General features: G+C 70.6%; 24 protein-coding genes. 18 read left to right on the plus strand and 6 right to left on the minus strand.

Annotated elements, in window-relative coordinates; all coding sequences use genetic code 11:
- Nucleotides 1-23: 23 nt before the first annotated feature.
- Entirely contained in the window at nucleotides 24-545 is a 522-nt protein-coding gene (locus ACTB72_RS00780) for a flagellar basal body-associated FliL family protein (protein WP_463035064.1), read from the minus strand.
- A gap of 209 nt (nucleotides 546-754) precedes the next feature.
- On the opposite strand from ACTB72_RS00780, the gene fliF reads away from it, so the two are divergent.
- From fliF to ACTB72_RS00805, 5 genes are all read left to right on the plus strand, one after another.
- Nucleotides 755-2,317 carry a flagellar basal-body MS-ring/collar protein FliF gene (fliF, locus tag ACTB72_RS00785; RefSeq protein ID WP_463035065.1) on the plus strand — a complete coding sequence of 521 codons (1,563 nt, stop codon included), beginning with the start codon at nucleotides 755-757 and terminating at the stop codon, nucleotides 2,315-2,317.
- Nucleotides 2,314-3,051 (plus strand): FliH/SctL family protein, encoded by a 738-nt coding sequence (locus ACTB72_RS00790; RefSeq protein WP_463035066.1) that lies wholly within the window; start codon nucleotides 2,314-2,316, stop codon nucleotides 3,049-3,051. Before fliF ends, ACTB72_RS00790 begins: the two co-directional genes overlap by 4 nt.
- Nucleotides 3,044-3,367 carry a FliM/FliN family flagellar motor switch protein gene (locus ACTB72_RS00795; protein ID WP_463035067.1) on the plus strand — a complete coding sequence of 108 codons (324 nt, stop codon included), beginning with the start codon at nucleotides 3,044-3,046 and terminating at the stop codon, nucleotides 3,365-3,367. The genes ACTB72_RS00790 and ACTB72_RS00795 overlap by 8 nt, the downstream gene beginning before the upstream one ends.
- Nucleotides 3,368-3,488: 121 nt before the next feature.
- Nucleotides 3,489-4,235 carry a flagellar type III secretion system pore protein FliP gene (locus ACTB72_RS00800; protein ID WP_463035090.1) on the plus strand — a complete coding sequence of 249 codons (747 nt, stop codon included), beginning with the start codon at nucleotides 3,489-3,491 and terminating at the stop codon, nucleotides 4,233-4,235.
- A complete protein-coding gene (locus tag ACTB72_RS00805; protein ID WP_463035068.1) occupies nucleotides 4,232-5,323 on the plus strand; it encodes a flagellar motor switch protein FliG in 1,092 nt (363 codons plus the stop codon). The genes ACTB72_RS00800 and ACTB72_RS00805 overlap by 4 nt, the downstream gene beginning before the upstream one ends.
- A 625-nt stretch (nucleotides 5,324-5,948) precedes the next feature.
- Here ACTB72_RS00805 and ACTB72_RS00810 read toward each other — a convergent pair.
- The gene (locus tag ACTB72_RS00810; RefSeq protein ID WP_463035069.1) at nucleotides 5,949-6,332 is read right to left on the minus strand and encodes a hypothetical protein; all 384 of its coding nucleotides are present in this window, start codon (nucleotides 6,330-6,332) and stop codon (nucleotides 5,949-5,951) included.
- A 309-nt stretch (nucleotides 6,333-6,641) separates the two neighbouring features.
- Here ACTB72_RS00810 and efp point away from each other — a divergent pair, with 309 nt between their 5' ends.
- The 8 genes from efp to ACTB72_RS00850 all read left to right on the plus strand — a co-directional run bounded on the left by efp (nucleotide 6,642) and on the right by ACTB72_RS00850 (nucleotide 14,257).
- On the plus strand, nucleotides 6,642-7,220 hold the full coding sequence (efp, locus tag ACTB72_RS00815; protein WP_463035070.1) for an elongation factor P: 579 nt from the start codon (nucleotides 6,642-6,644) through the stop codon (nucleotides 7,218-7,220).
- Between the two features lie 3 nt (nucleotides 7,221-7,223).
- Nucleotides 7,224-7,547 carry a cupin domain-containing protein gene (locus ACTB72_RS00820; RefSeq protein ID WP_463035071.1) on the plus strand — a complete coding sequence of 108 codons (324 nt, stop codon included), beginning with the start codon at nucleotides 7,224-7,226 and terminating at the stop codon, nucleotides 7,545-7,547.
- A 136-nt stretch (nucleotides 7,548-7,683) separates the two neighbouring features.
- A complete protein-coding gene (locus tag ACTB72_RS00825) occupies nucleotides 7,684-8,472 on the plus strand; it encodes an inositol monophosphatase family protein (protein ID WP_463035091.1) in 789 nt (262 codons plus the stop codon).
- Nucleotides 8,473-8,649: 177 nt separating this feature from the next.
- Entirely contained in the window at nucleotides 8,650-9,852 is a 1,203-nt protein-coding gene (locus ACTB72_RS00830; RefSeq protein ID WP_463035072.1) for a biopolymer transporter ExbB, read from the plus strand.
- Between the two features lie 3 nt (nucleotides 9,853-9,855).
- Nucleotides 9,856-11,634, plus strand: a complete 1,779-nt coding sequence (locus tag ACTB72_RS00835) for a peptidoglycan -binding protein (RefSeq protein ID WP_463035073.1) — start codon at nucleotides 9,856-9,858, stop codon at nucleotides 11,632-11,634.
- 161 nt (nucleotides 11,635-11,795) lie between these two features.
- Nucleotides 11,796-13,073 carry an aminotransferase class V-fold PLP-dependent enzyme gene (locus tag ACTB72_RS00840; protein WP_463035074.1) on the plus strand — a complete coding sequence of 426 codons (1,278 nt, stop codon included), beginning with the start codon at nucleotides 11,796-11,798 and terminating at the stop codon, nucleotides 13,071-13,073.
- 4 nt (nucleotides 13,074-13,077) lie between these two features.
- The gene (gene rsmD / locus ACTB72_RS00845; protein WP_463035075.1) at nucleotides 13,078-13,665 is read left to right on the plus strand and encodes a 16S rRNA (guanine(966)-N(2))-methyltransferase RsmD; all 588 of its coding nucleotides are present in this window, start codon (nucleotides 13,078-13,080) and stop codon (nucleotides 13,663-13,665) included.
- Between the two features lie 103 nt (nucleotides 13,666-13,768).
- Nucleotides 13,769-14,257: a redoxin family protein gene (locus ACTB72_RS00850; protein ID WP_463035076.1), complete on the plus strand. Its 489-nt coding sequence runs from the start codon at nucleotides 13,769-13,771 to the stop codon at nucleotides 14,255-14,257.
- On the opposite strand, the gene ACTB72_RS00855 is transcribed toward ACTB72_RS00850, so the two are convergent.
- Complete coding sequence (locus ACTB72_RS00855; protein WP_463035077.1) at nucleotides 14,152-15,891, minus strand: hypothetical protein; 1,740 nt, start codon at nucleotides 15,889-15,891, stop codon at nucleotides 14,152-14,154. The genes ACTB72_RS00850 and ACTB72_RS00855 overlap by 106 nt on opposite strands.
- Nucleotides 15,892-15,965: 74 nt before the next feature.
- On the minus strand, nucleotides 15,966-16,787 hold the full coding sequence (locus ACTB72_RS00860; protein WP_463035078.1) for an alpha/beta fold hydrolase: 822 nt from the start codon (nucleotides 16,785-16,787) through the stop codon (nucleotides 15,966-15,968).
- Nucleotides 16,788-17,048: 261 nt separating this feature from the next.
- Here ACTB72_RS00860 and ACTB72_RS00865 point away from each other — a divergent pair, with 261 nt between their 5' ends.
- Nucleotides 17,049-18,065 (plus strand): ribose-phosphate pyrophosphokinase, encoded by a 1,017-nt coding sequence (locus ACTB72_RS00865; protein ID WP_463035079.1) that lies wholly within the window; start codon nucleotides 17,049-17,051, stop codon nucleotides 18,063-18,065.
- Between the two features lie 59 nt (nucleotides 18,066-18,124).
- On the opposite strand, the gene ACTB72_RS00870 is transcribed toward ACTB72_RS00865, so the two are convergent.
- Nucleotides 18,125-19,378: an MFS transporter gene (locus tag ACTB72_RS00870; RefSeq protein WP_463035080.1), complete on the minus strand. Its 1,254-nt coding sequence runs from the start codon at nucleotides 19,376-19,378 to the stop codon at nucleotides 18,125-18,127.
- 374 nt (nucleotides 19,379-19,752) lie between these two features.
- On the opposite strand from ACTB72_RS00870, the gene rpmE reads away from it, so the two are divergent.
- Entirely contained in the window at nucleotides 19,753-19,974 is a 222-nt protein-coding gene (gene rpmE / locus ACTB72_RS00875) for a 50S ribosomal protein L31 (RefSeq protein WP_463035081.1), read from the plus strand.
- 289 nt (nucleotides 19,975-20,263) lie between these two features.
- Nucleotides 20,264-21,070: a division plane positioning ATPase MipZ gene (locus tag ACTB72_RS00880; RefSeq protein ID WP_463035082.1), complete on the plus strand. Its 807-nt coding sequence runs from the start codon at nucleotides 20,264-20,266 to the stop codon at nucleotides 21,068-21,070.
- A gap of 96 nt (nucleotides 21,071-21,166) precedes the next feature.
- On the opposite strand, the gene ACTB72_RS00885 is transcribed toward ACTB72_RS00880, so the two are convergent.
- Nucleotides 21,167-22,219: a D-alanyl-D-alanine carboxypeptidase family protein gene (locus ACTB72_RS00885; RefSeq protein ID WP_463035083.1), complete on the minus strand. Its 1,053-nt coding sequence runs from the start codon at nucleotides 22,217-22,219 to the stop codon at nucleotides 21,167-21,169.
- Nucleotides 22,220-22,553: 334 nt separating this feature from the next.
- On the opposite strand from ACTB72_RS00885, the gene ACTB72_RS00890 reads away from it, so the two are divergent.
- On the plus strand, nucleotides 22,554-22,982 hold the full coding sequence (locus tag ACTB72_RS00890) for a phasin family protein (protein ID WP_463035084.1): 429 nt from the start codon (nucleotides 22,554-22,556) through the stop codon (nucleotides 22,980-22,982).
- A gap of 225 nt (nucleotides 22,983-23,207) precedes the next feature.
- Nucleotides 23,208-23,522, plus strand: coding sequence for an ATP-dependent Clp protease adapter ClpS (gene clpS / locus ACTB72_RS00895; RefSeq protein WP_463035092.1), 315 nt, complete (start codon nucleotides 23,208-23,210; stop codon nucleotides 23,520-23,522).
- Nucleotides 23,523-23,600: the final 78 nt, after the last annotated feature.

Below are 23,600 nucleotides of genomic sequence, written 5' to 3' on the forward strand. Positions count from 1 at the left end.
AGAGGGCAATGCCGGGACCTCGGTCATTGCAGGATGAATTCGGTGATCAGCAGGTCGCGCACCGCCTCGTCCCCCAGCACGATCTTCATGCGGCGCAGCAGGTGCGAGCGCATGCGGGTCATGGCGGCGGGACGTTCGATATCGGCCTCGTCCAGCGCCTGGAGGTAGCTGTTGATCACATCCTTGATGCGGGGCATCAGCTTGATGGTCTCCGCCTCCGATCCCGGCGCGACTTCGAGCTGAACCAGAATCTTGAGGTGTCGTGCGCGGGCCGACGGGCCCAGCGTCACCGTCATCGGGTCCACCGCGACGAAGATCGGGTCGGGCCCATCGGGCCCGAGGTCCGCCGCTTCGTCGGCGGGTGCGGCGTGACCGCTCCCCTCCGCCGCGTCGCCGCCGAAAGGCAGGGACAGCATCCCCGAAAACGTCGCGAAAAAGCCGCCGCCGCCCAGCAGAAGCATGGCGACGAGCCCGATCAGCAGCCCTTTCTTGCCCTTCTTGGGCGAGGGCGCCTCGTCCACGTCCAGTTTTGCGGCCTCGGCCATATTCCATATTTCCCGGCTTCGTTCCGCGCGAAGGCGCGGCGCACATCCTGCGGCGTCGCCTTCCCGGCAGCGGAGAGCTCCCTGCCGATCGGCGCGATGCGAGGGGTAGCGGCTCGGGGCTAACCGAATCTTAAGCGCCGGGGCTCCAATCAGGGTCCAGACCAGAAAGGTCGCCCCGAGTTGGGGGCCTAGGGCGCAAGAGGCTTGGCGTGGACCGGATTTCGGCCTTGTGGAGCGGTATGGATTCGCGACGCCGCATCATCGTGGCGCTCGCCGGACTCGCCGCGGCGATCGCGGTATGGGGGCTGGCCAGCGTGGCGACGCGGCCGGCGTTCGGGCTGCTTTATGCGGGCCTCGAACCCTCGGCGGCGGGCGGCGTGGTGTCGGCGCTCGAGGCGCGCGGCGTGCCCTACGAGGTGCGCGGCGATTCCATCTACGTAGAGGAAGGTCAGCGCGATTCGCTGCGGCTCGCCCTGGCCGCCGACGGTCAGCCGCAGACCGGCGCCGCGGGCTACGAACTGCTGGACGGGCTGTCGGGATTCGGCACCACCGCGCAGATGTTCGACGCGGCCTACTGGCGCGCCAAGGAGGGCGAACTCGCCCGCACGCTGCTGTCGCTGCCGCAGGTCCGGCGCGCGCGCGTGCACATCGCCAACCCGGTGCGCCGGCCGTTCGAAGCCGCGCCTTCGCCCACCGCCTCGGTCTCGATCACCGTCGCGGCGGGCGCGCTCGGCGAGGCGCAGGCGCGCGCGATCCGTCACCTGGTCGCCTCCGCCGTCGCCGGCCTGTCGCCGGGCGACGTCACGGTGCTGGACGCGGAGAACGGCAAGGTGCTGACCGAGGACCAGGGCCCTGACGGCGTCGGCGGCGGCGAGGATCAGTCCGTCCGCCTGCGCCAGAACATCGAGCGTCTGCTGGAAGCGCGTGTCGGCCGCGGCGCCGCGGTGGTCGAGGTGATGATCGACGCCGATCTCAATTCCGAAACGGTGAAGGAGCGGGTGCTCGACCCCCAGAGCCGCGTCGCGATCCATTCCGACACGCAGGAAAGTTCGGAGAATTCGCAGGGCGAGAACGCCGGCGTCACCGTCGCCTCCAACCTGCCGGGCAACCCGGCGCCCGAGGGCGGCGGAAGCTCCAGCACGGCCAACGAAACCCGCGAGCGGGTCAATTACGAAGTCTCGGAGGTGCTGCGCGAAACCATCCGTCGCCCGGGGGCGATCCGCAAGATCACCGTGGCGGTGCTGGTCGACGGCGTCCGCACGGAGGGCGCCGGGGGGGAGGCGGTCTGGACGGCGCGGCCGGATCCCGAGCTCGCCGCGCTCAAGGAGCTGGTCGAATCGGCCATCGGCTTCGACGCGGCGCGCGGCGACATGGTCACCATCCGCAGCCTCGAATTCACGCTGCCGCCGGAGCTGGGAACCGAGGCGGTGTCCGGCGCCGGCGATTTTCTCGCCGCCAACGCCATGTCGCTGATCCAGCTCGGCGTGCTCAGCGCCGTGGCCCTGCTGCTCGGTCTGTTCGTGCTGCGCCCGATGCTGGCGCGCCAGGCCGAGGATGCGGAACTGCTGGAACTGCAGGCGCGCGAGGCGCTGGGCGGTCCGGACGGGCTGACCGACAGCATCGCGCTCGCCGGCGAAGTGATCGACGCCCGCGGCGTCGCCGCCGAGCGCCTGGATGCGCTGCGCGGCGCAGTGCTGGAGCGACAGATCGAGACTACGGCGCTGCTCGGCGACTGGCTGAGCGCGCCTGACGAAATGAAGGAGCCCGCATGAACCCGCATATGGTGAGCTGGGAACATTTCGAAGCGGAGGCGCCGCCGGCCTCCCGCTCCGCCAAGCCGGTCCCCCGCGACGCCAAGCCGGCCGGCGCCGCGACCGCCCGCAGGCCCAACGCGGCGCCGGCTTCTCCCGTCGGCCCGGCGCTCAAGCCCGCGCCGAAGCCGCCCGCCGCGGAGCCGCTGGAAACGCTGCTCGCCCGGGCCCGCGGCGAGGGCCGCGCCGCCGGGTTCGAGGAGGGCGCCGCCCATGCCGAGGCGCAGGGCCAGGCCGATCTGCGCCTGATCCTCTCGGACATGCGCGAACAACTGACCGATTCGCTGCATCGCCGGGTCGAGCGGGACGCGACGATGCTCTCCTCCGCCCGCGAACTGGCCGAGGCGCTGCTGACCGGGGTGGCGCCCGCGCTGGCTCGGCGCGGGCTCGCCGCCGAGATCTCCGACGCCGTGGTCGAGGCGCTGCGCGAAGCGCGCGCGCGGCGGGTCGAGGCGGCCGATGCCGGACTGCGGGTCCGGGTCTCGCCGGCCCAGATCGACCCGGTGCGCGCCGCCTTCGCCGCCGCGGGCATCGCCGTCTTGGTGGAACCGGATCCCGATCTCGACGATCTCGCCGCGCGGCTCGACTGGGCCGATGGCGAGGACGAGCTCGACCTCGACGCCGCGATCGAGGCGGCGCGCGCCGCCCTCGACCGCCATTTCCACGACGCGCACAGGAGAGCCGCACATGGCTGAGGACATCGACGACGACGCCGACGAGGGCGAAGCCCTTCCCGCGCCGACGCGCGGCGGCCGCCGCGGCGGCGCCGCCGTGCTCGGCGTTCCGATCGAGGTGGTGATCTCGGTCGGCCGCGCCCGGCCGCTGGTCTCCGATCTGGTCAACCTGCGTCGCGACTCGGTGCTGCCGCTCGACAGCCGCATCGACGATCCGGTGGAGATCCTGATCGGCGAGCGGCTGATCGCCCGCGGCGAGCTGCAGGAGATGGATGACGACAGCGGCCGTCTCGCGGTTCGGCTGACCGAAGTCGCCGACCTGTCGCAGGGCGTCTGAGCGCTTGGTTCGCGGACGCGACATCCTGGCGGGCGCCTGGCCGCGGCCCGACGCGCCGGCGGGCGGCGGGCGCTTCCGCGCGCCCGTCGGTCCGCTCATCGGCGCCGTGCTGCTCGCCGCGATGCTGCTCGTCCCGGCGGACGTGGCGGCGCAGGAGGTCGCGATCGACCTCGGCGGCGACGGCAGCCTGACCCTGCGCGCCGTCCAGCTCTTCGCGGCGGTGACGGTGCTGAGCCTCGCCCCGGCCATCGCGGTCACCGTCACCTGCTTCCCGTTCATGGTCACGGTGCTGTCGATCCTGCGCGCCGCCATCGGCCTGCAGCAGTCGCCGCCCAACATGCTGATCGTCTCGCTGGCCCTGTTTCTCAGCTGGTTCGTCATGGCCCCGGTCATCGACGCCGCCTGGACCTCGGGGGTGGAGCCGCTGCTGGCCGAAGACATTACGATCGAGGAGGCGGCGCCGCGCATTCTCGCGCCCTTCCGCGCCTTCATGGCCGCGCGCGTCGACCCCGAGGCGCTGTCGGCTCTGGCCGAGGCCGTGCCCGCCGCCGCGCTCGGCCCGGCCTCCGCGCCGATCGAGGGCGCGCCCGTCGTCGATCCGCGTGCGGTGACGCCGGCCGATGCGCCGTCCAGCCTGCTGGTTCCCGCCTTTCTGCTCTCGGAGGTGCAGCGCGCCTTCGAGATCGGGTTCCTCATCTATCTTCCGTTCCTCTTGATCGATCTCGTGGTGGCTTCGATACTGATGTCCATGGGCATGATGATGGTGCCGCCCGCCGTGGTGTCGCTTCCCTTCAAACTCGCCTTCTTCGTGGCCGCCGACGGTTGGCCGCTGCTCGCGGGCGCGCTGGTCCGGGGGTATGGGGCATGAGTGAGGGCGCGATGGTGGTCGCCGGCGGAGGGAAGGTTCCCGCGAAATCCGGCTCTCCGGCCGGACGGCAGGAGTCCGAGCCGCTGGTGATGCTGACCAAGGCGCAGAAGGCGGCTGTGGTGATCGTCGCGCTCGGCCCCGATGCGGCGGCGGAGATCCTGCGCAATCTCGGCGATGCCAACATCCGTCGCTTCGCGTCCGCCGTCTCCAAACTCAACGGCGTGCCGCATGCGGTGGTCGACGCGGTGGTCACCGAGTTTCTCGCCAATCTGGGCGACGAGCTGACGGTGCGCGGCGGGCTGGAGGAAGCCCGGAAGTTCCTGGGCCAGGTGCTGGACGAGGATCAGCTGAGCCGGGTGCTGGAGGAGATCGACGCGCGGTCGGTGCGCACGGTCTGGCAGCGTCTGGCCGATTCCTCCGACGCGCCGCTGGCCAACTGGCTGTCCTCCGAACATCCGCAGGTGGCCTGCATCGTGGTGTCCAAGCTGCGCTCCGACCAGGCGGCGCGGCTGCTGGAACGCTTCGAGCCCGCCTTCGCCCAGGACATCGTGCTGCGCATGTCGCGGGTGCCGACCCCCGACAGCGCCGCGCTGGATATTCTCAAGACCGCGATCGAGACGGACTTCGTGTCGGTGATCGAGCGCAATCAGGGCGCGCGCAAGCCGGCCGAGCTGATCGCGAGCCTGATGAACCACGTCTCGGCCTCGGCGCGGGATTCCTTCCTGGGTCACATGGATTCGGTGGATCCCAAGCTGGCGCAGGAAGTGCAGCGCGTGATGTTCACCTTCGCCGACATCTCCAGCCGCGTGAACCCGCGCGACGTCGCCAAGGTGATGAAGGAGGTGGAGGAGCCGGTGTTGATGACCGCGCTGAAATCGGCGATGGCGGTGCAGAATCCTGCGGCGGATTTCATCCTCGGCAATATCGCCAAGCGGCTCTCGGAACGCATGCGCGAGGATCTCGACGGCATGCCGGATGTGCGGCAGAAGGAGGGCGAGGCCGCGCAGGCGGCGCTGGTCAACGCCATCCAAACCCTGGCGCGGCGCGGCGAGATCAAGCTGATCGAAATCGACGCCGGCGACGACTGAGCGTTTTGGCGGGCGACCTGGGGTTGGCGTCGGCGCGGGCGCATGTCCTTCGGCCGGCTTTCGGCGCGGAGCGACATTGACGGCGTGGGCTCGCGGCCGCGCTCGAGCGTTCGATCAGTGCGATCGACCAAGGACCCAGGTCGGCTGGGCATGAAACGCCGGGCATCTCGGCGGGTTGGGCGGCCGCGCTGGGGTCTCGGCCTGGCCTGGTCATGGTCGTTGGCGATCCGGCAGGGCCGCTGTCGAAACCTGGCGCGCGATCCGGCGCATGGGCTGCGTCCCATGATCGATGAGGCTTCCGTCGGCGCCGGGCCTGCCAGGCTGACATCGCGAAACAGAACCCGGCTCAGGAATTCACGAGGGTCGATCGGCGCGTCTATCGTCCGCCGATGATTTGGTCCTGGCAAGCTCTATTGCGCATCCGTCGGCGCCCGTTTCCGGACCGCCATGTCTTGCGAAGGGCGCGACCGGATAGACGCAGGGGGCGTGCCATGCCGCGCGTGCCGAAGTCGGCCCCGCGGGACAGCGCCGAACGGACCGGCGCCAATGATGCGCCGACCCGAAATCGGCCTCGGACGGCGTCTCCGCGCGTCCGACGATGCGTCGTTCCGGCTTGTCCGGCAGGTCAGCGCATCGCGCTGGCCATCGCCTCCGACGCCGGGGCGAGCGGTTTTCCGTCCAGCTCCAGCCGGGACAGACGCCAGCAGGCGGCGGCGTCGAGGCCGGACTCGCAGATCGGCGTCGCCTCCAGGAAGAAGGCCGCCGGCCAGCCGGCCGTAGGGCCGGTTCGGAGCGGGGCCCGGGCGCGAAGCCGCCAGGCGCCGTCAGGGGCGCGGTCGGCCACGTGGGGCGCGATCAGCGGGCCGCCGAGCGCGATCTCGGCCAGCGCGGAAAGCCCGACGCGCGCCGCATCGGGCGAGGGCGACGGGTACATGGGCGGCGGCGCCGCCTGGGCCCAGACCGTGGCGAGCCCGACAAGCGGCAGCAGCAAGGGCGCGGAAAGGCGCATATCGCGTCCCCGAAATAACCAGACCCTCACCTCTCGCCCGCCGACAATCTACCCGCCTCGCGTCCCAAGGTCAAATGAGTCGCGTTTTTTCATTTTATTTACAATATTTTAACTATGTTGAATCATTGGTAAACCACGCCGGTTCGAACGCGGGCGCAACCCCACGGCGCCTGCGCCTTGCCAGCCCGGCGGGGCGGGGCTATACCCCGGCCGAAACGCGCGCCCCCCACGGCGCGCGCTTTCCGGCTTGGGCGCGTCGCCGCGTCCCTCCCCAGCGCAGCCCGCGCCGCCCCGGCGGCGCCTTCTCGGATGAGCCTCGACGACGCCATGAAGATCAACGGCAACGAAATCCGCCCCGGCAACATCATCGAGCATGACGGCGGCCTGTGGATCGCGGTGAAGACCGCGCATGTGAAACCCGGCAAGGGCGGCGCGTTCGCCCAGGTCGAACTGAAGAACCTGCGCAACGGCACCAAGCTGAACGAGCGCTTCCGGTCGGCCGACAAGGTCGAGCGTGTGCGGCTCGACCAGAAGGACCAGCAGTTCCTCTATGAAGTCGACGGGATGCTGACCTTCATGGACAGCGAGACCTTCGAGCAGACCGCGCTGCCCGCCGACCTGCTGGGCGACCGTCGTCCGTTCCTGCAGGACGGCATGATGGCCACCATCGAATACCACTACGAGGAGGCCCTGTCGGTCTCGCTGCCCGAGAAGGTGATCTGCACCATCGAGGACACCGAGCCGGTGGTGAAGGGGCAGACCGCCGCCAATTCGTTCAAGCCCGCCATGCTCGAAAACGGCGTGCGCATCACCGTGCCGCCCTTCGTGGGGACCGGCGAGAAGGTGGTCGTGAACACCGAGACCTTCGAATACGTCGAGCGGGCCTGAGCCATGTGCACCGGCGCCGCCCCCTCGGATCGCCCCGCCGCCACGGCCATCCGGCATGTGGACAACGACAAGGTGCGGGTGACCGAGTGGGTGTTCGCGCCGGGCGCGGCGACCGGCTGGCATGTGCATGAGATGGACTACGTGGTCACGCCGCTGACCTCGCAGCCCGTCGACCTGGTCGGCCCCGACGGCGCTGCGACCCGCGCCCAGATGACCGCCGGCGTCACCTATTTCCGCGAGGCCGGCGTCGCCCATGACGTGATCAACGCCGGAAACGGCGAGCTGCGCTTCGTGGAGACCGAGCTGAAGGCGACCGCGCAGGCCTGAGCCGCGCCCCCCCGCCGAGGCCCCCAAGGGGCCGCCCCGATTTCCGCCGCCGCGCCCCCCGCGCGGCGGCGCGCCCTTTGGTCCGGGCGCCCGCGCATCCGGCCGGGCGCATCAGGAGGCTTCTTCGATGTCCACTATGGGCTCCGCCAATCTCAACGTCATGATCAAGGCCGCCCGGCGCGCTGCGAAGAGCCTGGTGCGCGACTTCGGCGAGGTCGAGAACCTGCAGGTCTCGCGCAAGGGCGCCGCCGACTTCGTGTCGCGCGCCGACATCAAGGCCGAGGAGATGATCCAGCGCGACCTGATGGAGGCCCGCCCCGCCTATGGCTGGCTCGGTGAGGAATCCGACAAGGAGATCAAGGGCAAGGACCAGACCCGGCGCTGGATCGTGGACCCGCTCGACGGCACCACGAATTTCCTGCACGGCATGCCGCACTGGGCGATCTCGATCGCGCTGGAATACAAAGGCGAGATCGTGGCGGGCGTGGTGCTCGACCCGATCAAGGACGAGATGTTCGTGGCCGAGAAGGGCGCCGGCGCCTGGCTCAACGACCGTCGCCTGCGGGTGTCGGGGCGCCGCGAGATGACCGAGATGGTGTTCGCCACCGGCATCCCCTTCGCCGGGACCGCCGGCCTGCCGGAGATGCTGCGCGACCTCGCCCGGATCATGCCGCGGGTCGCCGGCGTGCGCCGCTTCGGGGCCGCGGCGCTGGACCTCGCCTGGGTCGCGGCCGGGCGCTACGACGGCTACTGGGAACGCGGGCTGAAGCCCTGGGACATGGCGGCGGGCCTGCTGCTGGTGCGCGAGGCCGGCGGTTTCGTGGAGTCGCTGTCGATCCCCGACGCGCGCCCCGTCGACACCGGCGACGTGATCGCCTCGAACGCCGAGATTTTTCCGAAGTTCTGCGAGCTGGTCCGGGGCTGACCCGCCCCTGCCGCGCAGGGCGCGCGACTTCCCCGCCGGGGGAGGGCCCGCGCGCCCCTCGCGACGTGCCGTGATTCCGAAAACCGCGCCCTGCCGCGGCGTCCCCGCGCTTCCACGACCCGCCCGGCTCTGCTAGGCCATGATCGACATGGGTCAAGGGGGAGCCGCAGGCCGCGCATGAGCATCGTCCAGGATCGACGGATCGAATTCTCGCAGCCCATCAGGCAGATCGTGCTGATGGTCGTCGTGCTGGGGCTGACCGCGGCGGGCGTCGCGTTCCTCTACGGCCCGATCTCGGCGGTGTTCAACGCCAACCCCTATCTCAACGGCTTCATCGGCGGCGTCTTCGTCATCGGCGTGCTGGCCTGCTTCTGGCAGGTCATCGCGCTGATCAACGCCGTCTCCTGGCTCGAAGGCTTCGCCATCGACCGGCCGGGGCATGAATTCGTCAACCCGCCGCGCCTGCTGACCTCGCTCGCCTCGCTGCTGCGCGACAAGCGGGCCCGCACGGCGCTGACCGCGACCTCCACCCGCTCGATCCTCGACACCGCCGCCCAGCGGCTGGACGAGCAGCGCGACATCACCCGCTACATCATCAACCTGCTGATCCTGGTGGGCCTGCTCGGCACCTTCTGGGGGCTGTCGAACGTGGTCCCCGGCATCGTCGAGACCATGCGCAATCTCGGCGCCCAGCCCGGCGACGATTCCATGGCGGTGTTCGAGCGGCTGATGGGCGGGCTGAACTCGCAGCTCGACGGCATGGGCACCGCTTTCGCCTCGTCGCTGCTGGGTCTCGCGGGCAGTCTGGTGGTCGGGTTGCTCGACCTTTTCGCCGGCCACGGCCAGAACCGCTTTTACCGCGAGCTGGAGGAGTGGCTGTCGTCGATCACCCGTCTCTCGCGCGGGGGCGACGATGGCGAGGCCTCCGCCTCGGCCATCGCCGCCGAGCTGATGGAGCGCAACGCCGAGCAGATCGAGGCGCTGGTCGCTGCGCTGCGCGACGCCGAGGAGCGGCAGCGCATGGCCGACGCGAGGATGGAGACGCTGGCCAGCGGCCTGACCGGGCTGGTGCGGGTGCTGGAGGAGGACCGCGAGCAGCGGCTCGCGACCGACGCCGCGCCGAAACCCGTGCCGCTCAACCCCGTCGAGACCTATCAGAAACTCGACCGCATCGCCTCCGCCCAGGAGCGCGCCGCGCATCTGCTGGAAAAAGCCCAGGACCGCGAGGAAAGCGACGAGGGTCGCCAGCGCCTGCGCTCCATCGACCTGCAGATCACGCGCCTGCTGGAGGAAGTGTCCGCCGGCCGGCAGGAGACGACGGCCGAGCTGCGCATGGATATCGCCCGCCTGACCAAGGCGATCACCGGCGACCGGACCTGATCCATGGCCCTGTCGCGAAGATCCCAGCGCTACGAGGGCAATGTCTGGCCCGGCTTCGTGGACGCGATGACCGCGCTCTTGCTGGTGCTGATCTTCGTGCTGTCGATCTTCATGATCGTGCAGTTCGTGCTGCGCGATCTGGTGACCGGCAAGGACGCCGAGCTCGACAACCTGACCCTGCAGCTGGCCCAGATCGCCCAGGTGCTGTCGACCGAACGCAGCCGCGGCGATGATCTGGAAGGCCAGGTCGGTGCGCTGACCGCTTCTCTGGAAGGGGAGCGGGCCGAGGTCGGCCGGCTGGGCGCGCTGGCCGAAAGCCTGGTGACCGAGCGTGACGCCGCGCAGGCCCGCAACGCCGAATTCGAAGCCCGGGTCGCGGCCCTTCTGGCCGACGTGTCGTCGGCCCGCGAACGCATCGGCGTGCTGACCGCGGCGCGCGAGACCGAGGCCGCGCGCGCCGACGGGGCCGAGCAGGCGCTGACCGAGGCCCGCGCCTCGATCACCGAACTGGAGGCCGCGCAGACCCGGGTGATCTCCGAACGGGAGCAGATGCAGCTCGCCCTCTCCCGCCTGCGCGAAGAGGTGTCGTCGACCGAGGAGGCCGCCCGTCTCGCCGCCGCCCAGCGCGAGGCGATGGAGGCGCTGGTCGCCGATCTGAAGTCAAAGGCCGCCGAGCAGCGCCAGACGCTCGAAGCCGCCCGCGACGCCGCCCAGACCGAGGTGTTGGAGCTGAAGGTCACCGCGGAGGAGAAGGACAAGGTCCTCGCCGCCCTCCAGCAGGAGCTGACCGAGGAGGAGCAGGCCCGCGCCACGGAGGCCGCCGCCGCCGAGGCCCTGCGCGCCAGGCTGGAAGGCTCGACCACCGAGCTGACCGCGATGCAGCTGGCGCTCGAGGAGCAGCGGAAAAAGGCGGAGGAGACGCTGACCCTGCTCGCCGCCGCCGAGGCCGCCAAGTCCGAATTGCAGGACACCGCCAAGGCCACCGCCGACCAGCTCGCCGACGCCCGCGCCCGAATGACGGAGCGTGAGGCGCTGCTGGCCTCCGCCGAACGCCGGCTCGCCGACGAGAAGACAGCGTCCGCCGACGAGGCCCGCCGCGTCGCCCTGCTCAACGCCCAGGCCGAAGCGGTGCGCCGCCAGCTGGGCGGGCTGCAGGAGCTGCTCAACGCCGAGGAAGGCAAGAATGAGGAAATGCAGGCCCAGCTCTCCAATCTCGGCTCGCAGCTGAACGCGGCGCTTGCCCGCGAATTGCAGCTCAAACGCCGCGAATCCGAGCGCAACGCCGAAGAGGTCGCGCGCCTAGAGGCGGAGAAGAAGTCGCTGGAGGCGCGCCGCTCCGAATTCTTCGGCCGTATCCGCGAGGCGATCGAGGGGCGCGAGGGCGTGAAGGTGGTCGGCGACCGCTTCGTCTTCCAGTCCGAAGTGCTGTTCGATCCCGGCTCCGCCGATCTGGGCGCGCCGGGGCGCGCGGCGCTGGACGAATTCGCCGAGATCTTCCGCTCGGTCCGCGACGCGCTGCCGGATGAACTGCCCTGGGTGCTGCGGGTCGACGGGCATACCGACGACGTGCCGCTGTCGGGTGGCGGGCGCTATCGCGACAACTGGGAGCTGAGCCAGGCCCGCGCGCTGTCGGTGGTCCGCTACCTGTCCACCGCGCAGAGCTTTCCGCCCGAGCGGCTGGCCGCCAACGGCTTCGGCGAATACCAGCCGATCGACCCCGGCGACACGCCCGAGGCCCGCGCCCGCAACCGCCGGATCGAGCTGAAGCTGACCGAGCGCTAAGGCGGCCGTGGCGCGAAAGCCCAGCCCTCACGCGACGCGAAACGCCATTCGCAACGCGACCGCGCGGCGCGTTCGCCGGCGTTTCACATCATCTGGCATGGGCCGCGGGGTTGAGATAACACACTTATGAACACCCCCTTTGTGACGATGGAATGACCACGATGCGCGAACCCGGCCTGGACGTGGTTGATCTTCCCGCTGGCTTCGATCTCGACTTCGTGAGGGCGCAGTTTCCGGCGTTCCAGGAGCCCTCTCTGGCCGGATGGGCGCATTTCGAGAACGCCGGCGGCTCCTATCCCTGCATCCATGCCGTCGACCGGCTGGCGGAGTTCTACCGCACCGCCAAGGTCCAGCCCCACGCCCCCTATCCGGCGGCGCAGGAGGCGGGGCGGCTGATGGACGAGGGCGCCGTGGCGCTGGCGAGCTGGCTCGGCATCCCCGACAGCGCGCTGCATATCGGCCCGTCGACCACGCAGAACGTTTATGTGCTGGCCCGCGCCGCCCGGCCGATTTTCGCGCCTGGCGACGCGCTGGTGGTGACCAATCAGGATCACGAGGCGAATTCCGGGGCCTGGCGACGGCTGGCGGACGAAGGCGTCGAGGTCCGCGAATGGCAGGTGGACGGCGCCGGCTCGCTCGACCTCGCGGCGCTCGAGGCGCTGCTGGCCGACGGCAAGGTCCGGCTGGTCGCCTTCCCCCACTGCTCCAACATCGTGGCCGAGATCAATCCGGTTCAGGAGATCTGCGCCCTGGTCCGCGCCGCCGGGGCGATCAGCGTGGTCGACGGGGTCGGCTACGCCCCCCATGGCCTGCCCGACATCGGCAAGAAGGGCGCCGACGTCTACCTGTTCTCGACCTACAAGACCTTCGGCCCGCATCTCGGGGTGATGGCGATGGACGAGGCACTCGCGCTGCGCTTCGCCAATCAGGGCCATTATTTCAACGGCGACAACCCGCGCAAGCGGCTGACGCCGGCGGGGCCGGACCATGCCCAGGTCGCGGCGCTGGCCGGGGTCGCGGACTACATGGCCGACGTGGACCGCCGCCATTACCCCGACTGCGCCGACGACCCGGCGCTGCGTCGCGCGCGGGTGCAGGCGCTGCTCCGCTCGCGCGAACGGGCGCTGGCGGCGCCGCTGCTCGACTTTCTGGAAAGCCACCCGCGCCTGCGCCTGCTCGGCCCGGCCGCGCCGGCGCGCCGTGCACCCACCGTCTCGGTGGTCGTGCCCGGCATGACCGGCGAGGCGGCGGCGGCGGCGATGGCGAAGCAGGGCCTGATGTGCGGCGGCGGCCATTTCTACGCCCGCCGGCTGATCGAGGCGCTGGGGGTGGACGGCGATTCCGGCGTGCTGCGCATGTCCTTCCTGCACTACACGGCGGAGGAGGAGATCGCGCGCCTGATCGAGGCGCTCGACACCCTTCCCGTCGGGCGGGCCTGAGCGGATGCGGGTGGTCGGAGGCCGTTGGCGGGGCTCGAAGCTCGCCTCGCCCGAGGATGCCGGGGTGGATGCCGAAGGCGGCGAGGCCCGGCTGCGGCCGACCACGGACCGGGTGCGGGAATCGCTCTTCAACCTGCTGGCCCATGGCGGCTACGCCGAGCCGCAGGTCCCCAACGGCATGCGCGTGCTGGATCTTTTCGCCGGCACCGGCGCGCTGGGGCTGGAGGCGCTGTCGCGCGGCGCGGTCCGTGTGCAGTTCGTCGACGACCTGCCCGCCGCGCGCGCCCTGATCCGGCGCAACGTCGAGGCGTTCAACGCCACCGGCCAGACCAAGATCTTTCGCCGCGACGCCACGAAACTCGGGCCGTGCCGGGGCGAGCCCTACGACCTGGTGTTTCTCGACCCCCCCTATGGGCGCGGGTTGGGGGAGGCGGCGCTGGAGGCGGCGATGACCGGCGGCTGGACCGCACCGGGCGCGCTGGTGGTGTGGGAGGAGGACGCGGCCGCCCCCGTCATCCTGCCCGCCGGCGCGGCGCTGCTGGACGAGCGGCGCTATGGCGGCACCGCCATCCGGATCCTGCGTCTGCCCTGAGCGCCATTTTCGACTTCGCGGTTGGGATGGGGCGCGGGCTGCGCTACATGCGGAGACGGACCCCTGATCGCGGGGGAACGCTCCACGACAGGAGGACAGGGACATGACCATTTCCGTAGGCGACACGCTGCCGGACGCGACTTTCATCGCCATCGGCCCCAACGGCCCCGAGCCCAAGACCACCGCGGACATCTTCGCGGGCCGCAAGGTCGCGCTGTTCGCGGTGCCGGGGGCGTTCACGCCGACCTGCTCGCTGAACCATCTGCCGAGCTTCGTGGACAATGCCGAGGCGCTGACCGCCAAGGGCGTCGAGGCCATCGTGTGCGTGTCGGTCAACGACCCCTTCGTGATGAAGGCCTGGGGCGAGAGCTCGGGCGCCATCGCCGCCGGGCTGCACATGCTGGCCGATCCGCAGTCGGAATTCACCAAGGCGCTGGGTCTCGACTTCACCGCGCCGCCGGCCGGGCTGATCGCGCGGTCCAAGCGCTATTCGATGGTGGTCGAGGACAAGGTGGTGAAGGTGTTCAACCTGGAGGAGACGCCCGGCAAGGCCGAGATCTCCACCGGCGGGGCGATGCTCGACCAGCTCTGAGCGGCTTTCGCGAGGATCGGGCGGCGGCGGGGAGGTTCCTCGCCGCCGTTTTCGTGTCCGGCCAGGTGCGCGCGTCGGCCAGGTGCGCGCGTCGGCCAGGTGCGCGCGTCGGCCAGGTGCGCGCGTCGGCCAGGTGCGCGCGTCGGCCAGGTGCGCGCGTCGAGCGCGTGCGTGGGCGGGCTGAGCGCCACGGCGCCGTCCAGCCCCTCCGGTCCGATCAGAAGCAGCGACCCGGTCCGGGCAGCCCCGAAAATCGCCAGCCGCTCCCCGCCCGCGAGGGTCAGCACCGCGTCGCCGGCTTCGGTCCAGGCGATGTCGGTCGTTTCGGGGGCCTGATCCAGATGGATCTCCAGCGCCGCGCCGGCGGAGACCTGCACCCGGTCCATGCCGTCGCCCCGCCCGAACACCAGGCCCGCGGCATCGACGTTCAGCAGGATCACGTCGTCGCCTGCGCCGCCGCTCACCCGCTCCACCGTCCCGGCGGCGATGGAGATCACGTCGTCGCCGTCCCCGCCAGAGGCGTGGCGGACGGTGGCCGCGACCAGCGAGATGACGTCGTCGCCGGCGCCGCCCGCCGCCCACGTCACCTCCGCCGCGCGGATCGAGAGCACGTCGTTCCCTTCCCCGCCGTCGGCCCGCGCCTCGTCCGCGCCGATGGCGATGGCGTCGTCGCCCGCGCCCCCGTCGACCGAGGCCATGCGCGCGGCGACCGAGATCGCGTCATTCCCCGCGTCGCCCGACACCTGCGCGAACCCGTCCGCGACCAGCGCCAGCGCGTCGTCGCCGTCGCCGCCCGAGACCTGCCCCCCGCCCGCCAGGTTGAGCGACACCGAATCGTTCCCTGCGCCCGCGTCCAGCGACGGCAGCATGTCCAGCGAGCCTGCGAAGGCGTCGTTCCCGTCGCCCAGGCGCACCGAGCCCAGCGACAATCCGAAAATCTGCACCACGTCGTGGCCGCCGCCCGCGTCGATATCCGCGCGCGCGCCCCGGTCGCCGAAGCGGGCGTCGGACATCACCGCGATCTCGATATTGGTGATGGCGTCGCCCTGATCGCCGCCGGTCAGACGCTCGGACACCTCCGACAGCGGCGGCCCGTCGCGACGTTCGGAATAAACGGCGTCATAGTCGTATTGCAGGGTGGAGCCGTCGGTTTCCACCCGGAAGCTCTCGGAGATCACCATGCTGACCAGCCCGCCGAGCGCGTTGAGGCTGGCCTGCATCCGCTGGCTGACCACCGTCTTTTCGCCCCTGAACAGCGCCGACACCTCCGCCGCGTAGCTGACCGAGAGGCGGCCCGAGCGCGGAAACTTTCCCTCCGCCGCGGAGATCGCCAGACGGGGGCGCAGACCGGCGAGTTTCGACATGCGGGCGAGCGCGCGGGACATGCCGCGGATGCGCAGGTTGAGCGCGGCGCGGTCGCCCGGCGACAGGCCGCGGGTGCGGTCATGGTCGCCGGGCCGGGGCAGGTCGCCATGGCGCGAGGGCAGGGCCGCCGGCGTCGCTTCCCCTTCGGACATCCCGCCCCCCGACACGGTCCCCAGCGCCGCCCCCGGAGCGGCGGCGAGCGCCGCGCCGTCCCTGGTCCCCGCCGCCAGGATCCCGGCGCCGCGCGCCGCGATGGCGAGGTTGAGCATCGGTCACTCTCCGCTGTCATCCGCAGATGCGCCCAGACTGGATGCATCCGGTTAGCGAAAGGTGAAGCGCACGGTCAGGCCACGGCGGAGGCGTCGGCCTCCACCGCCGCGAAGAAGCCGCGCAGCTCGTCCAGCACCGCCTGCCAGTGGGTCACCGGGCTCATGTGCCCGGCCCCGGCGATGTCGCGCCGCCGCGCGCCGGGCAGCGCGCCCTTGAGGGTTTCCAACACCTGCAGCGCGTTGGCCTGGCTCGCCGCGCCGCCCAGCAAAAGCACCGGCATCGGGAAGCGGGCGATGTCGGGCAGCTCGATCTGCCCCGCCGGCCGGGCCACCACCCAGGCGTTGTCGAGCCGAAGCTCCCGGAAGCAGCGCAGGGAATAGGCGCGCCGCTCCGCCGTCATCTCGGCCACGCGGCCGGGCGCGCCCCAGGCCCCGATGAATTCGTCGAGCGCCTTGCCCAACGCCTCGTCCGAGATATCGGGCTTCAGCACCTCGGGCTCTTCGCCGGGCTTGTGGAGGAGGTGGAACATCACCGGCTCGATCATGGTCAGCGAGGCCGCGAGCTCCGGCCGTTTCCACGCCACCCGGCTCAGCGCCGCCCCGCCGAGCGACAGGCCCACCAGATGCACCGGGCGGCCCTGCGCCTCGGCCAGCATCGCCAGCATCTCGGCGGCGAACAGCTGCAGGGACTCGCCCTCGGGCGGCGGGTCGGAGCGGCCATGCGCGGGCAGGTCAGGCGCGATCACCGGGCGGTCGACGGCCAGCGCCTCGGCGATCGGTTTCCACAGGCCGCTATGGGCCAGCGAGCAATGGGCGAGCAGCACCGGCACGCCGGTCTTGTCCTCGCCATAGCTGCGGTATTGAACGCGCCGGCCGCGCAGCATCGCCTCGGGCATCGGGGTCTCCTTCTCGTCGCGGCCCGTGGTCCGGGCCGTCATCTGGTCCGGGCGCGGTCCCCCCGGGGGCGGCGCTCAGGCGGACTTATGATCGGGGGCGGCGCGACGGAAGGCAAGGGAGGGCGCCCGTGCGCGGCGGCGCGACGCGCTAGGCAACCCGCCCCCCCGGTGCTAGGGGGACCGAAGGACGCGGCCCTGCCGCGCCCCGTCGGCGGGACGCAGCCAGCGCGCCCCCGCCGCGGATCTGCTGCGGAGGGGCGCATGAAGGCCGACATCAACCTGAAGCTCATCGCGGGCAATTCCAACATGGATCTCGCCCGGGCGATCTCGCGCCGGATGAGCGTCTATCGCGGGATGCCGGTGGACCTGGCCAACGCCCGGGTCGAACGGTTCAACGACAAGGAGATCTTCGTCGAGATCTACGACAACGTCCGCGGCGAAGACGTGTTCATCATCCAGTCGACCTGCAACCCGGCCAACGACAACCTGATGGAGCTGCTGATCATCGCCGACGCGCTGCGGCGGTCCTCGGCGGCGCGGGTCACGGCGGTCATCCCCTATTTCGGCTATGCGCGGCAGGACCGGCGGACCTCGGCGCGGACCCCGATCTCGGCCAAGCTGGTGGCGAACCTGATGGCGCAGGCGGGGATCAACCGGGTGCTGACGCTCGACCTGCATGCCGGCCAGATCCAGGGCTTCTTCGACATCCCGGTGGACAATCTCTACGCCTCGCCGGTGTTCGCGATGGATATCCAGCACAATTTCGAGGATCTCTCGAAGGTCACCATCATCTCGCCGGACGTGGGCGGGGTGGCGCGGGCCCGTGAGATCGCGAAGCGCCTGAACCTCGCGCTCGCCATCGTCGACAAGCGCCGCTCGCGCCCCGGCGAGGTCGACGAGATGACCATCATCGGCGAGGTCGAGGGCCGGACCTGCATCATCGTCGACGACATCTGCGACACCGCGGGGACGCTGTGCAAGGCGGCCCAGCTGCTCAAGGACAACGGGGCGGAGGCGGTGCACGCCTACATCTCCCACGGGGTGCTGTCGGGGCCGGCGGTCGAGCGGGTGACCAACTCGGTGATGGAGAGCCTGGTGATCACCGACTCGATCCCGCTGTCGGACGCGGCCAAGGCCGCCCGCAACATCCGCACCGTGTCGGTGGCGCCGATGCTGGCGCAGGCGATCCTCAACGTGGCCAACGACACCTCGGTGTCGTCGCTGTTTTCCGAGGACACGCTCAGGCCGATCTACGAGGCGTTCTACCGCTTCGACTGACCGGGTCGGGATTTTCGCGCGGCCGCTCCCGGAGGGTTCCGGGGGCGGCCGTTTGCGTTTCAGGGTCTGGGGTTAGGGTCTGGGCGCAGGCGGCGGCGGGCGATGGTCAGCGGGATCAGGGCCGCAAGCGTCAGCGCGAGGGCCAGCGCGAAGGGCGCGCCGGGGGCGTGGACGGGGGCGCCGGGCCCTGCGAAGACCTCGAAGATCGTGGTGAAGATCGGCGGCGCCAGCGCCGCGGTCAGGGACTGCAGGCTCGCCAGCACGCCCTGCAGCCGGCCTTGCGCGTCGGCCGCGACCTGGCCGCTCATCAGCGCCGCGATGGCGGGGTTGGACAGCGACGACAGCGCGATCAGCGGGATGGCGACCAGCACCCAGATCTCCGACGGCGCGGCGGCGTAGATCCCCAGCGACAGGGCGCAGCAGGCGAGGGCGGCGAAGGCCAGACGCAGCTCGCCGAACCGCGCCACGGCCGGGCCGACCAGCAGGCCTTGCGCGAGGCCGAGGCACACCCCCACGAAGGCCAGCGACAGGCCGATGCGGGCGGGCGTCCAGGCGAAGGCCTCGATGGCGTAGAAGCTCCAGATCGCGGGATAGACTCCGAAGGCCAGCTCGAGCAGCGCGAGGGCGGCGATGAACGGCCCGAGTCCGGGCAGGCGGGCGGCGCCGCGCAGGGCGGAGAACGGGTCGGCGCGCCGCCAGTCCACCTTGCGGCGCAGCGCGGGCGCGAGGGATTCGGGCAGGGCCGCCGCCGCCGCGATGGCCATGGCGGCGCAGAGGCCGGCGGCGGCGAGGAACGGGGCGCGGGGCCCGAGCTCCCCCAGCAGGCCGCCGATGGTGGGGCCGAGCACGAAGCCCGCGCCGAACCCCGCCCCGATCAGGCCGAAGGCGCGGGCCCGACGCTCGGGCGGGGTGATGTCGGCGAGATAGGCGGCGGCGGCGGAATAGGTGGCCCCAGCGACGCCTGAGAGCGCGCGCGCCGCGATCAGCAGCCACAGCGACTGCGCGGCGGCGGCGATCATGTAGTCGACGGCGAGCGCCGAGAGCGCGACGATCAGCACCGGGCGGCGGCCGTAGCGGTCGGAGAGGTCGCCGATCAGCGGCCCGAACAGAAATGCGGCGGCGGCGTAAGCGAAGGCCATCGCGCCGCCCCAGGGCGCGGCCTGGGCGGTGGTGAAGCCGGCGATCTCGGCCAGCAGGTCGGGCGCGACGGGCATCACCAGGCCGATGCCCATGGCGTCGACCACCACCACCGCCACCGCGAAGCCGGCCCGGGCGCGGCGCGCGGCGCCGGGAGGGGAGGCGAGGTCGGACATGGACGGCTCCTAATCGCGGGGGCGCAGGCCGGTGACCATAGGGGGGCCGGGCGCGCGGGCAATCGCGGCGGGGGCGGGCGCCTGCACGGCGCGGGAAGCGTGCGCGACGCGCCACAGTCCGGCCGGAAGGAGGGGCGGGCGGAGGCGAGGGGCGTCGAGCCCCCCGCCTCCGCCGGCGGCTGCGCCGCCGCGCGCCAGGGTTCCGACGGGGCCTTTGATCGGATGCGTCGGGGAAAATCCGGCGCAGCGCTTGCTGCGCCCTGCGATTCGCTGTATTCGCTCGCGCTCAGTCACGGGGTATGCCCGCGCACAGCGCCCAGCAGCCCCGGCCCCGGAACTGCAAGCCCCGGCGCGGCCCGGGGGAGAGACGCGCCATGAAGAACGACATCCATCCCGAATATCATGTCATCGACGTGAAGATGCTCAACGGCGACATCGTGCAGATGCGCACCACCTGGGGGAAGGAGGGCGACGTCATGACCCTCGACGTCGACCCCTCGGTGCACCCCGCCTGGACCGGCGGCGGCGCGCGTCTGATGGACACCGGCGGCCGCGTCACCCGCTTCAAGAAGAAGTTCGCCGGCCTGGATTTCTGATCCGGCCTGCGCGACAAGCATGCGCCTCGCTAACGCGGGGCGCATGCTTGTCGTTTAGTGAATTGGCATAAAAATCATATTTGTGCTCAGTAATATGTGTTGTAGTGGATCGGGCGGTGTTTTCACCTGACGCCGACGCCTCGGCGATCGGCGAGGACGCGCCTGCGGACCGTGCTCCGGCGCGCGGCCCGGCCGATGCGGCGCACGCCCCGCCTTTCGCCCGTGCCGACCCTCGGCTACAGGTGCTTCGGGGCCTTGGCCCCGGATCGCAGGCGCAGGGGGGCTCCGCGTGGCGCATGTCATCGTCACCGGCAACGAGAAGGGCGGGTCGGGCAAGTCGACCACCGCCATGCATCTCTTCGTCGCCATCGCGCGCGCGGGGTTCGAGGTGGGGGCGCTCGATCTCGATCTGCGACAGACCACCTTCTACCGCTATCTCGAGAACCGCGCCGCCTTCGCCAGGCGCACCGGGCAGGCGCTGGTCCTGCCGCGCCAGATCCGGCTGCGCCCCTCCGACCTGCGCGACCGGGTCGAGGCGGAGCAGGAGGAGGAGCGCTGGTTCGCCCAGGCGCTGGCCGAGCTCGACCGGTCCTGCGATTTCATCATCATCGATTGCCCGGGCGCCGACAGCTATTACAGCCAGATGGCTCATGCCTCCGCCGACACGCTGATCACGCCGATCAACGACTCGCTGGTGGATTTCGACATGCTGGCCCGGATCGACCCGGAGACGGGCAAGGTGCTCGGGCCCTCGATCTATTCGGAGATGGTGTGGAAGGCCCGCCAGCTGCGCGCCCAGGCCGGGCTGAAGCCGGTGGACTGGGTGGTGGTGCGCAACCGCGTCGCCACGGTGCATGCGCGCAACAAGCGCAAGGTGGGCGACGCGCTCGACACCCTGTCGAAGCGGATCGGCTACCGCCTCGCGCCGGGGTTTTCGGAGCGGGTGATCTTCCGCGAGATGTTTCTCAACGGGCTGACCCTGCTCGATCTGCGCGATCAGGGATTCTCGTTCTCGATCAGCCATGTCGCGGCCCGGCAGGAGATCCGGGACCTGATCAGGTCGCTCGATCTTCCGGGGATGAAGGACGTGTCCTGACGGGCGCGGCCTGGCCGAAAAAAGCAACGGGTCGCGCATGAAAAAGGGGCGCTCCCGGCCGGGAGCGCCCCTTTTCGTTCGCTGTTCGCCGCGCCCTCAGGGGCGGCGGGGCGGCATGTTGGCGGCGAGGCCGATCAGCGTGACCGGCCGCAGACGCGGCGCCGGGGCCTGCGACGGCGCCTGGCGGGAGGCCGAGATCGGCGCCCGCTCCGACGCCATGGCGGCGGGCGCGATCACCTCGCCCACCCGGTCGAGCAGCGACTTCGGCGCGTCGGGACGGTCCGGCGGGGCCGGGATGCTGGCCATCCGCGTCATCGAGGTCATCGACGGCGTGCGCGGCGCGATGATCGCGGTGCGCTGCGGCGAGCGGCTGAAGCCCATGTCCAGCAGGTCCGAGATCTTGGCGGTCCGATCCGCCGAGGACCGCGCCCCGAACACCGCCGCGATGATGTGCTGCTGGCCGCGATGCGCCGAGGCCACCAGATTGAAGCCGGCGGCGCGGGTGTAGCCGGTCTTGATCCCGTCCGCGCCGCGATAGGACGACAGCAGCCGGCGGTTGGTGGCGTGGATGGTGCGCCCCATGGCCGTGGTCGTGGTCCGCGAGAACAGGTTGTAATATTCGGGGTGATCGAAGAACAGCCGCCGTCCCAGCACCGCCATGTCGCGCGCGGTGGACAGATGCCCGTCCTGCGTCAGGCCGTTGGGGTTCTTGAAGGTGGTGTTCGACATGCCCATCGAATGCGCCCGCGCGGTGGCGAGCTGGGACCAGTTCTCCACCGAGCCGGCGGTGGCTTCGGCCAGCGCCACGGCGGCGTCATTGGCCGACTTGACCGCGGCCGCCCGCATCAAGTTGCGAATCGATACGGTGGAGCCGGCGCGCAGCCCGATTTTGGACGGCGGCTGACGCGCGGCGCGCGAGGAGATTCGGACCTCCTGATCCAACGACAGCCGCCCCGCCTTCACCGCCTCGATGGCGAGGTAGAGCGTCATCATCTTGGTGAGAGAAGCGGGGTGCAGCCGCTTGTCGGCGTTGGAACTGTGAAGCACCTCGCCGGTGCGTGCGTCCATCACGAAGGCCGCGTAGGGGGCCGCTCTCGCGGTCTCCGGGGTTCCTGCGAGCACGCCCGCCACCACCACCAACACGGCCATCGCCAGGCGCGCGACGCGCCATGGTCCTGTCCAAAACATCATCACCCTCGATCGTCCGGTTTCGTTGCCTGTCGGCTCTCGCCGCGCTTGGTTCGCGCGATCTCTCCGCTTCTGAACGTAACATACTGCATTTCCGAATCAAACTGGTGAATCGAACGTGTAGGCGGTAAGTTTCCCGTCGCCACGATGTTCGCTGCGCTGCAATAATTACCTTGACGCAACGCAACATGAGTCCTATCTCCAACCCGCAGCTCAGAAGGGCTGCATGGCCTCTCCGCGACCTGCCGAGACCGGGGCGGCTTGCCTGGACATATCGTTCGATAGGAGCGCCCCCATGAACGCCATGACCGAGACCACCGCCCAGTTCGAGACGTTCGCCGCCGAGGCCCAGAAGTCGATGGCCGAGTCGATGGAGAAGGTCTCCAAGACCTTCGAGGACATGGCCGCGTTCAACCAGGCCAGCCTCGAAGCCTTCAAGACCTCCGCCGCGACGTCGATGAAGTCCGCCGAAGAGATCAACGGCGAGCTGATGAGCTACTCCAAGAAATCCGTCGAGGAATCGATGGCCGCCGCCAAGGACATGGCCGCGTCCAAGTCGGTGATGGAGCTGGTCGAGAAGCAGTCGGATTTCGCCAAGACCTATTTCGACGGCTACATGAAGCAGATGACCAAGGTCAACGAGATGGCCATGGCCGCCGCCAAGGAAGCGATGGAGCCGATCTCCGCACGGATGACCGCCGCCGCCGAGCTGGCCAAGCGCTGATCGGCGCGCTGCGGCGCGGGCTTTCCGCCGCCGCAGCAGCCGCTTCGATAAAATCCGGCGCGTGTCGGGCGAAAAGGGGGCTTCGGCCCCTTTTTTAGTGGGGGCCGAGTCATATATGATCGCCTCATGCACGCAGATCCCGTCTTCGATCAGGTGAGTCTCGACCACGGCGCCCCGGGCGACGCGGCGGTTTCCTGCGTGCCGGTCACGGCGGGCCCTCCGCCCGTGAAACCCGGCGGCGGCGACCCGGACGGCGCGCTCGCGGTCAAGCCGAGGACGAAGCCGCAGAAGCCGTCGATGTACAAGGTTCTGCTGCTCAACGACGACTACACGCCGATGGAGTTCGTGGTTCACGTGCTCGAACGGTTCTTCGGCCTGCGGCATGAGGGCGCGGTGGAGATCATGCTCACCGTCCATCGCCGCGGCCTCGCCGTGGTCGGCGTGTTCTCCTACGAGATCGCCGAAACCAAGGTCACGCAAGTCATGGACTATGCCCAGCAGCATCAACACCCGCTGCAGTGCACCATGGAGAAGGAATAAGGCGCAGGCTGTCGCCCGCCCCTGCGTCCGCTCCGCTCACGACCTTGTTTGGAGCGCGGGCCCGCAAAATTTCCGGAT

It is taken from the genome of Albimonas sp. (assembly GCF_055129145.1).